Below are 13,127 nucleotides of genomic sequence, written 5' to 3'. Positions count from 1 at the left end.
CTGATCACCACGGATATGGAGGCAGTCGATGAAGCTCGGGTTGCAACTTGGGTACTGGGGCGCGCAGCCCCCCGCCAACGCCCAGGAGTTGGTGACCGAGGCCGACACGGCGGGATTCGACGCGGTCTTCTCAGCCGAGTCCTGGGGCAACGACGCGTTCACCCCGCTGGCGTGGTGGGGCTCGAGCACGGAGCGGATCCGGCTCGGCACCTCGGTGGCGCAGCTGTCCGCCCGCACGCCGACCGGCGCCGCGATGCACGCGCTGACCCTCGACCACCTCTCCGGCGGCCGCGCGATCCTCGGCCTCGGCGTCTCCGGCCCGCAGGTCGTCGAGGGCTGGTACGGCCAGCCCTTCCCGAAGCCGCTCGCACGCACCCGGGAGTACGTCTCGATCGTGCGGCAGGTGCTCGCGCGGGAGGCGCCGGTGACCAACGACGGCCCGCACTACCCGATGCCGTTCAAGGGCGAGGGGGGCATGGGGCTCGGCAAGCCGCTCAAGCCGATCACCCACCCGCTGCGCGCTGACCTGCCGATCTGGCTCGGTGCGGAGGGTCCGAAGAACGTCGCGCTCACCGCCGAGATCGCCGACGGCTGGCTGGCGATCTACTACACCCCGCGCCTGGCACCGATGTACAACGAATGGCTCGACGAGGGCTTCGCGCGTCAGGGCGCCCGGCGCAGCCGCGAGGACTTCGAGATCGCGGCCACCTGCCAGGTCGTCATCACCGACGACCGCGCGGGGGAGATCGCGAAGCTCAAGCCGATCACCGCGCTGTACGTCGGCGGGATGGGTGCGGCGGAGGTGAACTTCCACGCGCAGGTCTACACCCGGATGGGCTACGGCGAGGAGGTCAAGGAGATCCAGAAGCTCTTCCTGTCGGGCCGCAAGGCGGAGGCGGCCGCGATCGTCCCCGACCAGATGGTCACCGACACGATGATCATCGGCAATGTCGACGAGGTGCGCACCCAGGTCAAGCAGTGGGAGGAAGCAGGCGTCACCATGCTGCTGGTGACCTGTCGGAGCGTCGAGCACATGCGCCAGCTCGCGGAGGCGGTCAACCCCGCCTGATGTGAGCGGAACACGTTCCAGAATCGGGCCCCGGATCGCCGAATCGGCAGTCCGGGGCCCGATCCGTCGGATGGGGTCAGCGGGTGTCTCGATCCGCCCCGGTCGCCAGGTCGTCACAGTCGACCCGTCGCACGAGGCCTGCGTGCTCACGTAGGTACGGGAGGGCGCCCAGGTCGCCCGCAGCCGACCTCGACACCGCAGCCCAATGCACCCGGGCCATCACGACCGGGTGGCCGGGGTCGGCCCCGTAGAAGGCCCGGGCGAGCCCGCTCTCGGTGGCAGCCGCGGCGGCGACGACCCGGGCGACGGCATCGGCGCGCACGTCCGGCAGGTCGACCAGGTGAACGGCGGCGTAGTCGGCATCCGGATCGTCGGCGGCGGCCGCGAGGCCTGCCCGCAGCGAGGCGCCGACTCCCTCGCGCCAGCCGGCTGCGTAGACGGCCTCCGCGCCGTCCGGCACGGCCGTGTCCGCCGCGCCGAGCACCACGATGACCCGGGAGCAGCCCCCGTCCCGCAGCGCCGCGACCGCGGATCGCAGCCAGGCGCCCTGATTCGCCAGGACCTTCGGCATCCCGTACCGGCTGCCCTGGCCCGCGGCAAGCAAAACCCCGACGACTCGGTGCTGTGTCGTCGGGGTCTGCATGTCGTTGCCGGGGAAGGTGGCCGCTACTTGCCCTGGAACTTCGGGGCGCGCTTCTCGGCGAACGAGCGCGGACCCTCCTTGGCGTCGTCGCTCCGGAACACCTCGGCGCCGATCTCGGCCTCGAGCTCGAAGGCGTCCTCCTCGTGCATGCCCTCGGTGACGCGGATGGTCTTGAGGATCGCCTGGACCGCGATCGGGCCGTTGGCCGCGATCGCGTCCGCGATCTCGAGCGCCTTGGTCAGCGCCTGTCCGTCCGGGACGACGTGGCCGATCAGGCCGAGTTCCTTGGCCTCGGGCGCCGGGACGTTGCGGCCGGTGAGCAGGATCTCGGCTGCGACGGTGTACGGGATCTGGCGGACGAGGCGGACCGCGGAGCCGCCGAGCGGGAACAGTCCCAGCCGGGCCTCGGAGACGCCGAACTTGGCGCTCTCGCCCGCGACCCGGATGTCGGTGCCCTGCAGGATCTCGGTGCCGCCTGCGATGGCGGCGCCCTCGACCGCGGCGATCAGCGGCTTGGTGAGCCGGCGGCCCTTGAGCAGCGCAGGCAGCTTGGTCAGGTCCATGCCGCCCTTGACGAACTTGTCGCCGGGGGCGTTCTTGTTCATGGCCTTGAGGTCCATGCCGGCGCAGAACGTGCCCCCGGCGCCGGTGAGGATCGCGACCCGGATGTCGGGATCGGCGTCGACCTGGTCCCAGGCCCGGGTCATGATCGCCATCATCTCGCCCGACAGGGCGTTACGGGCCTCGGGGCGGTTCATGGTCACGATGAGGACGTGACCGCGCTTCTCGACGAGGCAGTGAGCGGACTGTTCCGAAATGTCGGAAATCTCGGCTGTGGTGGAGGACACTCTCGGCTCCCGATATCGTGTGAGTTGAGTCTCACATTGGCTCTTGCCAGAAACGGTAACACGTTCTACTTTATGGGCGTGGCCCTAAATATCGCAGACTTCGTCGAGCACTCCATTGACCTGAATCCAGAGCGGGTGGCGCTGCTGGACAGCGACCGCGAGATCACCTATGCGCAGCTGGAGGAGCGGACCAACCGCCTCGCGCATTACCTGCAGGATCGCGGTGTCAAGCCGGGTGACAAGGTGGGCATCTACAGCCGCAACACGATCGAGGCCATCGAGGCCATGGTCGCGGTGTTCAAGGCCCGCGCGGTGATGGTCAACGTGAACTACCGCTACGTCGAGAACGAGTTGCAGTACATCTTCGAGAACTCGGACATGGCCGCGCTGATCGTCGAGCGCCGGTACGTGGACAAGGTGGCCAACGTGCTGCCGAACACCCCACTGGTCGAGTCCGTGATCGTCGTCGAAGACGGCACCGATCTCGACTACTCCTCGTTCGACGGCGTCGAGTACGAGCAGGCCCTGTCCCTCGGATCGCCCGACCGGGACTTCGGCGAGCGCAGCCCCGACGACATCTTCATGCTCTACACCGGCGGCACCACCGGCATGCCGAAGGGCGTCATGTGGCGGCACGAGGACTGGTGGCGGGTACTCGGCGGCGGCACCAACTTCATCACCGGCGAGCGCGTCGAGGACGAGTGGGAGATCGCGAAGGTCGGCGCCGCGAACCCCGCGATGGTGCGGTTCCCGATCCCCCCGATGATCCACGGCGGCTCGCAGTCCGCGGTCTTCCACAGCCTCTTCGGCGGCGGCACCCTCGTGATGCACCCCGAGTTCAACGGCCACGAGGTGTGGCAGGTCATCGACAAGCACAAGGTCAACCTCATCTTCATCACGGGCGACGCGATGGCGCGCCCCATGGTCGATGCCCTCATCGCCGGCAACCCGGAAACCGGTGAGCCGTACGACCTCTCGTCGCTGTACGTGATCGCGAGCAGCGCGGCGCTGTTCTCTCCGTCGCTCAAGGAGCAGTTCCTCGACCTGCTGCCCAACCGTCTGCTCACCGATTCGATCGGTTCGTCGGAGACCGGCTTCGGCGGGCTCGCGACCATCTCGAAGGGCTTCGAGCACACCGGCGGTCCGCGGGTGAAGATCGACGCCTCCACCGTGGTCATCGACGATGAAGGTAACCAGGTCGAGCCCGGTTCCGGTCAGGTCGGCCTGCTGGCCCGGCACGGTCACATCCCCCTCGGCTACTACAAGGACGAGGTCAAGACCGCGGCGACCTTCAAGACGTTCAACGGGGTTCGTTACTCGATCCCCGGCGACTACGCCACGGTCGAGGCGGACGGCACGGTCACGATGCTCGGCCGCGGATCGGTCTCCATCAACAGCGGCGGCGAGAAGATCTACCCGGAGGAGGTCGAGGGTGCCGTCAAGTCGCATCCCGACGTCTTCGACGTCCTGGTCGTCGGTGTCCCGGACGAGCGCTTCGGCCAGCGGGTCGCCGCCGTCGTCGCGCCCCGCGAAGGCACCCGCCCGAGCCTGGCCGACATCGTCGCCGCCTCCCGCAAGGAGATCGCCGGCTACAAGGTGCCCCGCAGCCTCTGGTTCGTCGACGCGATCAAGCGGTCGCCCGCCGGCAAGCCGGACTACCGCTGGGCCAAGGAGCAGACCGAGCAGCGCGAGGCCGACGACCACTACAGCAACGGAAACGCGTGATGCGTAACGCCCTCGCCGACAAGTTCGGCATCCAGTACCCGATCTTCGCGTTCACCCCGTCCGAGCACGTGGCGGCGGCGGTGTCGCGCGCAGGCGGACTCGGCGTGCTGGGCTGTGTGCGGTTCAACGACCCGGAGGAGCTCGAGGCCGTCCTCACCTGGATGGACGAGAACACCGACGGCAAGCCGTACGGCGTCGACATCGTCATGCCTGCCAAGATCCCGACCGAGGGCAAGGCCGTCGATCTGGACAAGCTGATCCCGGCCGAGCACCGCGCGTTCGTCAACCGCACGCTCGAGGAGCTCGGCGTGCCGCCGCTGTCCGACGATGTCGAGCGTGCGACGGGCACCCTTGGCTGGCTGCACTCGGTGGCCCGCGCGCAGGTCGACGTCGCGCTCCGGCACCGTCCCGCGCTGATCGCCAACGCGCTCGGGTCGCCGCCGAAGGACGTCATCGACGAGGCGCACGAGCACGGCGTGCCGGTCGCGGCGCTGGCGGGCGCGGTCGGTCACGCACTGAGCCACGTGGCCAACGGCGTCGACATCGTCATCGCCCAGGGCTACGAGGCGGGTGGCCACACCGGCGAGATCGCCTCGATGGTCCTGGTTCCCGAGATCGTCGACGCGGTGGGCGATTCCGCCACCGTGCTGGCCGCGGGCGGTATCGGCAGCGGTCGCCAGATCGCGGCGGCGATGAGCCTCGGCGCCTCCGGCGTGTGGATGGGTTCGTACTGGCTGACCGCCGCGGAGTACAAGCTGGGTAGTGCGGCAGACGGCACGTCCGCTACGCAGCGCGCGCTGCTCGCGGCGACCTCGAGCGACACGGTCCGCTCTCGGATCTACTCGGGCAAGCCGGCCCGCCTGCTCAAGACCAAGTGGACCGAAGCCTGGTCCAAGCCCGGCGCACCGGACGCGCTGCCGATGCCACTGCAGAACCTGCTGGTCGCCGAGGCGCACCAGCGGATCGTCGCCTCGGAGGACCCCGAGGTGGTCGCGATGCCTGCAGGCCAGATCGTCGGCCGGATGAACGAGATCCGGCCGGTCGCGGAGTCGATCGCCGAACTGGTCGCCGAGTTCGACACAACCGTCGCGCGACTGAGCAAGCTCACGTAGGTGCGACGCCCGCGGGCGTCGGACAGCTAGGCCACACACGAAGGCCGGGTACGAATTTCGTACCCGGCCTTCGCGTTTGTTTCGGGACCGCCACCCGACAGCGGGCTGTGTCTAGGTGTTCAGCTCGGCGTCGAGCTTCGCCCGCAGCTCCGGGGTCACGGGTTCGAAGTCGATACCACCGGGCGCGCGATACCAGACCGGGTCGGCGCAGTGCCAGCGCTCGGCACTGAGGGTGCGACCTAGGACCTTGTAGGTGGCCGTGCGGGGCAGGTCCGTGCAGACCCGGACGAAGCTCGGCACCTGCTTCGGTCCGAGATCCGACTGGGCGCCGAGGAAGCGGGAGAAGTCGGCGATGTCGAAGTCGCTCGTCGCCACCAGCGCGACGGCCACCCGGTCGCCGACCTCGGGGTCAGGAACCCCGTACGCGGCGACCTCGCCGACGTGGGGATGCCTGCCGAGGATCTGCTCGATGGGCGCGGTGCCGAGGTTCTCGCCGTCCACCCGCATCCAGCCGGAGCTGCGGCCTGCGAAGTACACGAAGCCCTCCGCGTCCCGGTAGCCCAGGTCGCCGCTCCAGTACTGGCCGTTCCGGACTCGCTCGGCCTCGGCCTCGGGATTCTTGTAGTACCCCGCGAAGCTCCCTGTGCCCGCGGTGTTCACCAGCTCGCCCGTCGCGACGTCCGCGTTGACGATCCGCCCGGCGGCGTCGAACTCCGCGGCGGGGCACGGGACCCCGGTGTCCGGGTCGAGCACCTCGATGCCCGCGGGGAGCAGGCCGAGGGCGCCGACGGGGGTGCCGGGGCTCCGCGGGATCAGGACGCCGCCTTCGGTGGAACCGAACCCATCGACCACCCGGACATCGAACCGGCGCCCGAATTCGGCGATCGAGGACGGGGACCCCTCGTTGCCGTAGAGCACCTTCAGCGGGTTGTCGGCGTCGTCCGCCGCCTCGGGGGTGGCCAGCACGTAGGCGAGCGGCTTGCCGACGTAGTGCGCGTAGGTGGCGCCGAACCGCCGGACGTCCGGGATGAACTGGGACGCGGAGAACTTGCGGCGCAATGCGAGGTCGGCGCCGACGGCGACCGCGACCGCCCAACAGGCCATCACCGCGCCCGAGTGGAACATCGGCATCGAGATGTAGGCGGTGTCCGCGGCCGACAGCCCGAACCGTTCGGCGAGCATGATGCCGGGCCCGGCCACCATGCGGTGGGTCACCCGGACCGCCTTCGGATTCCCACTGGTGCCGGAGGTGAAGATCAGCATGAACAGGTCGTCGCCTGCGGGAGCGGGCGAGGGCGCGGCGCTGCCGCGGTGCGCCGCAAGCAGTTCCGGCCACTCGGGACCGTCGATGGTGAGGACGCGGACGCCGCCCAGATCGAGTCCGTCGAGCAGGGCGAGCCGCTCGGTGTCGGTGACCACCACCTGGCAGTCGGCGCGCGCGATGTCGCCCGCGAGCGCCTCGCCGCGCCGGGTGGTGTTCAGACCCACCACGACCGATCCGCCCAGCGCCGCGGCGCCGAGCAGGAGGGAGAACTCGGGAACGTTGTCCAGCAGCACCCCGACGTGTCGGGGTGCTGCCGGATCGAACAGGGCCGCCAGGCCCGCCGCCAGACCGGCGCTGAGTGCGACGTGTTCGGACCACGGAATTCTCTTGTCCTCGAACAGAATTCCGTGGTCGTCGTCGTCTCGAAGCCGGAGCAACAGATCGGTGACGGTGGGCATCGCGGTCGTCATGTGTGCAGCCTAGGTTCAGGCAGGCACGTCGGCGAGGATCTGTCCCAGCCTGCGCAACTGCTCGGTGGCCGAGCCCAGCGCGAACTCGTTGTGCTTGGCAGCCAGGAAGTACCGATGCACCGGGTGGTCGCGGTCGAGGCCGACGCCGCCGTGGATGTGGATCACGGTGTGCGCGACGCGGTGGCCCGCATCGGCCGCCCAGAACTTCGCGGTCCGGACCTCTTCCTCGGCAGGCAGGTTCTCGCTGACGCGCCAGGCGGCCTGCCACAGCGTGGACCGGACACCCTTGACGTCGATGAAGGCGTCGGCGAGGCGCTGGGTCACGGCCTGGAAGCTGCCGATCGGGCGGTCGAACTGGACCCGCTCGCGCGCGTACTCCGCGACCAGTTCCAGGGCCCGCTCCAGGGTGCCGAGCTGGGTCGCGCTCAGCGCGACCGCGGCGCGGGCCAGGATCCAGTCCACGATCTCGGTGCCGTTCTCGGTGCTGCCGAGCAGCCGGTCCGCTCCGACCTTGGTGCCTGCCAGCTCGACGATCGACTCGGCGCTGAAGTCGGTGACGCGCTGGCGGTCGATGGTGACCCCGGCATCGGACGGCTGCACCAGGAACACCGCGACACCCTCGGGGGTGGTGGCGGGAACCAGGATCAGGTCCGCGAACGCGGCCGCGGGCACGGTGATCTTGGTGCCGGTCAGCAGCCACTCGTCGCCGCTGCGGACCGCCGTGGTCACCGGCTTGGCCGGGTTGTCGTTGAGCTCCTCGGCGAGGGCGACGGTCAGGACGACCTCACCCGCTCCGGCGCGCTGCGCCCACTGGCGCTTGGCGTCGTCACCGAACTCGGCGAGTGCCGACGCGGCGAGGACGATCGAGGACAGGTACGGCACCGCCGCGAGCGGCCGGCCCAGTTCGCGCAGCACGCTGCACTGTTCGAGGATGCCGAAGCCGCCGCCGCCGACCGACTCGGGCAGCGCCGCCGCGAGCACGCCCGCATCGGCGAGGGCCTGCCAGAGCTTGTCGTCGAAGCGGTCCTCGGCGGCGTCCAGTTCGCGCAGGCGGTCGTTGGTGGTGAGCTTCTCGGCGATGCTCCGGGTGAGTTGTTCGAGGTCCTGCTGGGCCTCTGTGTGGCTGAAATCCATGATGTTCCTTTGACTCGCGCGGTCAGCGCAGGATGGGGGCCGGGGTCAGCGCCTGGTGGGCGGTGGTAGTCACCGCTTGGCGGGCGGCTGGCCCAGCGCCGTCATGGCGAGGATGTCGCGCTGCACCTCGTTGGTGCCGCCGCCGAAGGTCAGGATCAGGGCGGAACGGTGCCAACGCTCGAGGCGGCCGCGCACGGCGACGCCCTTCGAGTCCTGCCGCAGGTATGCCAGGGGGCCGAGGACCTCCATGAGCAGTCGGTACGCCTCGGTCGCGAACTCGGTGCCGAAGACCTTGCATGCCGACGCGTCGCCCTTGCTCGGGGCCTCCGCGGAGGACACCTCCCAGTTCAGCAGCTTGAGGTACTCGACCTTGGCGTGCACCCGGGCGAGGTTGATCTGCACCCACTCCTGGTCGATGACGCGACGGCCGTCGGCCAGCTTGGTGTTCTGCGCCCACTCGATGGTGTCGCGCAGCGCGCCCTGGATCTGCGCGGCGGAGACCAGCGCGACCCGTTCGTGGTTGAGCTGATTGGTCATCAGGCCCCAGCCACCGTTCTCCTCGCCGACCAGTGCGGACGACGGGACGCGCACGTCCTGGTAGTACGTGGCGCTGGTGTCCGGACCGGCCATGGTGTGCACCGGGGTGTAGGAGAAGCCCTCGGCGGTGGTCGGGACGATCAGCATGCTGATGCCCTTGTGCTTCTTCACATTCGGGTCGGTGCGGACGGCGAGCCACACGTAGTCCGCGTACGCGATGAGGCTCGTCCACATCTTCTGGCCGTTGATGACGTAGTCGTCGCCGTCCTTGACCGCGGTGGTCCGCAGGCTGGCCAGGTCGGTGCCTGCGCCGGGCTCGGAGTACCCGATGGAGAAGTGCACCTCGCCCGAGGAGATCTTGGGCAGGAAGAACTTCTTCTGCTCCTCCGAGCCGTAATGCATGATGGTCGGGGCGACGGAGTTGATCGTGAGGAACGGCACCGGGGCGCCGGCGATCGCGGCCTCGTCGGTGAAGATCAGCTGGTCGATTGGCGACCGCTCCTGTCCGCCGTACTCCTTGGGCCAGCCGAGCGTGAGCCAGCCGTCTTTGCCCATCTCGCGCACGACGTCGCGGTAGACGGTGCCCGAGCCGTACTCGCCGGTCTGGGCGTTGAGCGCTTCGCGACGCTCGGGAGTGATGAGCTTCGCGAAATAGGCGCGCAGCTCCTCCCGCAGCTTCTGCTGCTCGGCGCTGTAGGTGATTTGCATCGGTACCTCTCCGGTCTCTGACACAGGTTCTAGTCTGTTTTGGTGCCGTTATCTGGTTGCGATCGGCCGAGCTGGCGAGACGCACTTTCGGCCCGTCACTATGGGTTTTTCGCATCATTGCACAGGAGTGGAACGGGTTCTAGTCTTATGCTGGATCTGCCCGCGGGTCCAGCCCATAGACACGCGTGCCGCAGACGTCGATTCGAACGAGAAGTGAGGTTCATTCATGGAGGTCAAGGTCGATAGGGATCGCTGTGAGGCGAACGGTGTCTGCGTCGGCATCGCGCCGGACATCTTCGATCTGACGGACGATGACGAACTGGTGATCACCCAGCCCGGTGACGACGCCGATTCGGTGGCCAAGTTGGAGGAGTCGGTCGCCCAGTGCCCGCGCGCTGCGCTGACCCTCGAGCGCTAACTGTTCTTGCCGGGAATAAGAACACGTTCTAGAGTGAGCGCCGTCACGGATGTGACGGCGGAACCCGCTCCGGGGGCCGCATCGAAATCACGAAGGCAGTGGTGAGTTTGACTAGTCGCGAGGTAAGTCTGGACGGCAAGGTCGCAATCGTGACCGGTGGAGCGTCGGGTCTCGGCAAGGCCGAGGCGATCGGCCTCGCCAAGGCGGGCGCGAACGTCGTCATCAACGATCTGGTGGCCAACGAGAACGCCGATGCGGTCCTCGACGAGATCCAGACTCTCGGCGGCAAGGCGGTGTTCATTCCCGGCGACATCGGCGAGCGCGCCACCGCGGATGCGCTGATGGAGGCCGCCCAGCAGGCGGGCGGTGTCGACATCGTCGTCAACAATGCGGGCATCGTGCGGGACAAGATGCTGTTCAGCATGTCCGACGAGGACTGGGATCTCGTCCTCAAGGTCCACCTTCGCGGCCACTTCCTGCTGTGCCGCAACGCGGCGGTGCACTGGCGCGCCGAGTCGAAGGCGGCGGGCGCGCCGGTCTACGGCCGCCTGATCAACACGTCTTCCGAGGCCGGCCTGCTCGGCCCGGCCGGACAGCCGAACTACGGTGCGGCCAAGGCGGGCATCACCGCCCTCACCCTGTCCGCGGCACGCGGCCTCGAGCGCTACGGCGTTCGCGCCAACGCGATCTGCCCGCGCGCACGCACGGCGATGACCGAGAACGTCTTCGGTGACGCCCCCGAGGACGGAACCGATCCGCTCTCGCCCGAGCACGTCGTGAACCTGGTGTCGTACCTGGCCTCGCCCGCCGCCGACGCCATCAACGGCCAGGTCTTCATCGTCTACGGGCCGATGGTGGCGCTCATGGCCGCGCCGGTTGTCGAGCAGCGATTCGATTCGCCCGATGCGGTGTGGACCCCCGAGGGCCTCGCGGACTCGCTCGGCGGCTACTTCGACGGGCGCGATCCGGCTCGGATGTTCGCGGCGACCGAAGCGGTCAAGTCGCTCGGCTGACCTGCGCATTCGGCCGTACCTGAGAAACGTGCGAATTTCGGCACACAGGTAGGCCGGCTGGGTGAAGATGATGGCCGGGGTGGGTTCGACCTGCCCCGACAACAATGAGTACGTGTTCTAGATTTCCGCACGTCCGGGTGGGGTGGGGACGAATCCCGGAGTGGTCGCGGCACGAGCCCGAGTGGCCGAACGAGCGTGGGGGAGAACCTTCGCACTTGTGTGGATACTCGATGTCGTGGTCGGTGGCCATCGGGACTCACCAGGCACGTGATCGATGAAAGACAAAGGGAGTCAACGTGGCCGGAGGTCGCATGCTCGGAGACCCGCTCCGGGCCTGCGCCACCGACCACCGAACCCGCCGGCTGGGCCCCGCTGAACACGGGTGCCCGGCCGCCGGGTCCGCCCTCCCGGTGGTACGAGTTGACCAGCACTGATGCGTCCGGAGGGGAACACCTTTGACAGGTGAACACGTTCTAGTTAGTATGACCTGGATCACAGGCATCCGGGGGGATCTCGCATCTCCTCCGCGGTGCCCTGCGCGAGAACACTGACGAGGAGGCACGATGGATGACCTCCTTCTGGTGCCGCTGCGCGCCGTGGGCGGCTTCTTCGCGATGGCGGGGGAGACCTTCAAGGCGATGGGCAGGCGGCCTTTCCAGCGCCGTGAATTCGTAGACCAGGCCTGGTTCGTGGCCCGGGTGTCGATGGTGCCGACGGTGCTCGTCGCCATCCCGTTCACCGTGCTCGTGGTCTTCACGATCAACGTCCTGCTGCGCGAGATCGGCGCCGCCGACCTCAGCGGTGCGGGCACCGCGCTCGGCGCGGTCACCCAGGTGGGGCCGATGGTCACCGTGCTGATCGTCGCCGGTGCGGGCGCCACCGCGATCTGCGCCGACCTCGCCGCGCGAACCATCCGCGAAGAGATCGACGCGATGAAGGTGCTCGGCATCAACCCGATCCACCGGCTGGTCGTGCCCCGGGTGCTCGCCTCGACGGTGGTAGCCCTGCTCCTCAACGGGCTGGTGTCCACCATCGGCATCGTCGGCGGCTTCATGTTCTCGGTCTTCCTGCAGGACGTGAACCCCGGCGCCTTCATCAACGGGATCACGCTGCTGACCGGCTTCAGTGAGCTGATGCTCTCGCAGCTCAAGGCCGGTTTGTTCGGCATGATCGCGGGCCTGGTCGCCTGCTTCCTCGGGCTCAACGTAAAGGGTGGCGCAAAGAGTGTGGGTGACGCGGTGAACCAGACGGTCGTCTTTGCGTTCATGGCGCTGTTCGTGGTGAACGTTCTCGTCACCGCCGTCGGTGTCAAGCTGACGGCGGGGTGACGGGATGGCATTCGCACTGACAGGGCGTTTCCGGGGGACCAGGAAGCGGATCGGCAAGTTCTCCGGTTCGATCGACGGCATCGGTGATCAGGCGCTGTTCTATTGGCGGGCAGTCGCCTCGGCCCCGCGCGCGTTCATCCACTACCGGAAAGAGACGATCCGGCTGATCGCCGAGATCAGCATGGGCACTGGCGCGCTCGCCGTGATCGGTGGCACCGTCGTGATCGTCGGCTTCCTGACCCTCTTCGCAGGCGGCACCATTGCCGTGCAGGGCTTCAGTTCCCTCGGCAACATCGGCGTCGAGGCCTTGACCGGCTTCTTCGCCGCCTTCATCAACGTGCGCATCGTCGCGCCGGTCATCGCGGGCATCGGCCTGGCCGCCACCATCGGCGCCGGCTCCACAGCACAGCTGGGCGCTATGCGGGTCACCGAGGAGATCGACGCGCTCGAGGTGATGGCGATCCCGTCGATTCCGTACCTGGTGAGCACCCGCGTGATGGCGGGGATGATCGCGATCGTGCCGCTCTACGCGCTGGCCGTGACCGCCTCGTTCATCGCCAGCCGATTCGCGACGGTCGTGATCTACGGGCAGTCGCCGGGCGTCTACGACCATTACTTTTCGACGTTCCTGATACCGACGGACATCCTCTGGTCCTTCGCCCAGGCGATCGTGATGGCGCTGGCCGTCATGCTCATCCACACCTACTACGGGTACAACGCCAGCGGAGGCCCGGTCGGCGTGGGCGTCGCGGTCGGTAATGCGGTGCGTACCTCGCTGATCGCGGTGGTCACGGTCACGCTGCTCATCTCGCTCGCCATCTACGGTGGGTCCGGCAACTTCAACCTCTCGGGATAGCG

At 68.4% G+C, this 13,127-nt stretch carries 12 protein-coding genes; 7 read left to right on the top strand and 5 right to left on the bottom strand.

Annotation, left to right across the window (positions count from 1 at the left end; translation table 11 throughout):
* The first annotated feature begins 28 nt into the window (after positions 1–28).
* Positions 29–1,069, top strand: a complete 1,041-nt coding sequence (locus ABIC28_RS19350) for an LLM class F420-dependent oxidoreductase (RefSeq protein ID WP_097211830.1) — start codon at positions 29–31, stop codon at positions 1,067–1,069.
* A gap of 76 nt (positions 1,070–1,145) precedes the next feature.
* On the opposite strand, the gene ABIC28_RS19345 is transcribed toward ABIC28_RS19350, so the two are convergent.
* Together ABIC28_RS19345 and ABIC28_RS19340 are read right to left on the bottom strand one after the other, a co-directional pair.
* Positions 1,146–1,712, bottom strand: a complete 567-nt coding sequence (locus ABIC28_RS19345; RefSeq protein WP_097211831.1) for a nucleotidyltransferase family protein — start codon at positions 1,710–1,712, stop codon at positions 1,146–1,148.
* 23 nt (positions 1,713–1,735) lie between these two features.
* Positions 1,736–2,560: a crotonase/enoyl-CoA hydratase family protein gene (locus tag ABIC28_RS19340; RefSeq protein WP_097211832.1), complete on the bottom strand. Its 825-nt coding sequence runs from the start codon at positions 2,558–2,560 to the stop codon at positions 1,736–1,738.
* Positions 2,561–2,638: 78 nt separating this feature from the next.
* Here ABIC28_RS19340 and ABIC28_RS19335 point away from each other — a divergent pair, with 78 nt between their 5' ends.
* Entirely contained in the window at positions 2,639–4,285 is a 1,647-nt protein-coding gene (locus ABIC28_RS19335) for an acyl-CoA synthetase (protein WP_097211987.1), read from the top strand.
* Positions 4,285–5,397, top strand: a complete 1,113-nt coding sequence (locus tag ABIC28_RS19330) for an NAD(P)H-dependent flavin oxidoreductase (RefSeq protein ID WP_097211833.1) — start codon at positions 4,285–4,287, stop codon at positions 5,395–5,397. The genes ABIC28_RS19335 and ABIC28_RS19330 overlap by 1 nt, the downstream gene beginning before the upstream one ends.
* A gap of 111 nt (positions 5,398–5,508) precedes the next feature.
* On the opposite strand, the gene ABIC28_RS19325 is transcribed toward ABIC28_RS19330, so the two are convergent.
* The 3 genes from ABIC28_RS19325 to ABIC28_RS19315 form a co-directional block, all read right to left on the bottom strand.
* A complete protein-coding gene (locus ABIC28_RS19325; RefSeq protein WP_354580373.1) occupies positions 5,509–7,131 on the bottom strand; it encodes a long-chain-fatty-acid--CoA ligase in 1,623 nt (540 codons plus the stop codon).
* Positions 7,132–7,146: 15 nt separating this feature from the next.
* Complete coding sequence (locus ABIC28_RS19320; protein WP_354580371.1) at positions 7,147–8,265, bottom strand: acyl-CoA dehydrogenase family protein; 1,119 nt, start codon at positions 8,263–8,265, stop codon at positions 7,147–7,149.
* A 69-nt stretch (positions 8,266–8,334) separates the two neighbouring features.
* Entirely contained in the window at positions 8,335–9,510 is a 1,176-nt protein-coding gene (locus tag ABIC28_RS19315; protein ID WP_077043915.1) for an acyl-CoA dehydrogenase family protein, read from the bottom strand.
* 226 nt (positions 9,511–9,736) lie between these two features.
* Between ABIC28_RS19315 and ABIC28_RS19310 the strand changes: the two genes are divergently transcribed.
* From ABIC28_RS19310 to ABIC28_RS19295, 4 genes are all read left to right on the top strand, one after another.
* Positions 9,737–9,928, top strand: coding sequence for a ferredoxin (locus ABIC28_RS19310; RefSeq protein WP_077042895.1), 192 nt, complete (start codon positions 9,737–9,739; stop codon positions 9,926–9,928).
* 98 nt (positions 9,929–10,026) lie between these two features.
* A complete protein-coding gene (locus ABIC28_RS19305; protein ID WP_077042894.1) occupies positions 10,027–10,941 on the top strand; it encodes a 3-oxoacyl-ACP reductase in 915 nt (304 codons plus the stop codon).
* A gap of 563 nt (positions 10,942–11,504) precedes the next feature.
* Positions 11,505–12,269: an MlaE family ABC transporter permease gene (locus tag ABIC28_RS19300; protein WP_354580368.1), complete on the top strand. Its 765-nt coding sequence runs from the start codon at positions 11,505–11,507 to the stop codon at positions 12,267–12,269.
* Positions 12,270–12,273: 4 nt separating this feature from the next.
* The gene (locus tag ABIC28_RS19295) at positions 12,274–13,125 is read left to right on the top strand and encodes an MlaE family ABC transporter permease (RefSeq protein ID WP_097211837.1); all 852 of its coding nucleotides are present in this window, start codon (positions 12,274–12,276) and stop codon (positions 13,123–13,125) included.
* Positions 13,126–13,127 lie beyond the last annotated feature (2 nt).

The organism is Rhodococcus sp. PvR044 (genome assembly GCF_040548995.1).
GTDB classification, from domain to species: domain Bacteria; phylum Actinomycetota; class Actinomycetes; order Mycobacteriales; family Mycobacteriaceae; genus Rhodococcus_G; species Rhodococcus_G oryzae.
Note: the sequence above shows the minus strand (reverse complement) of the source record. Positions and strands in the feature narration are given on the sequence as shown.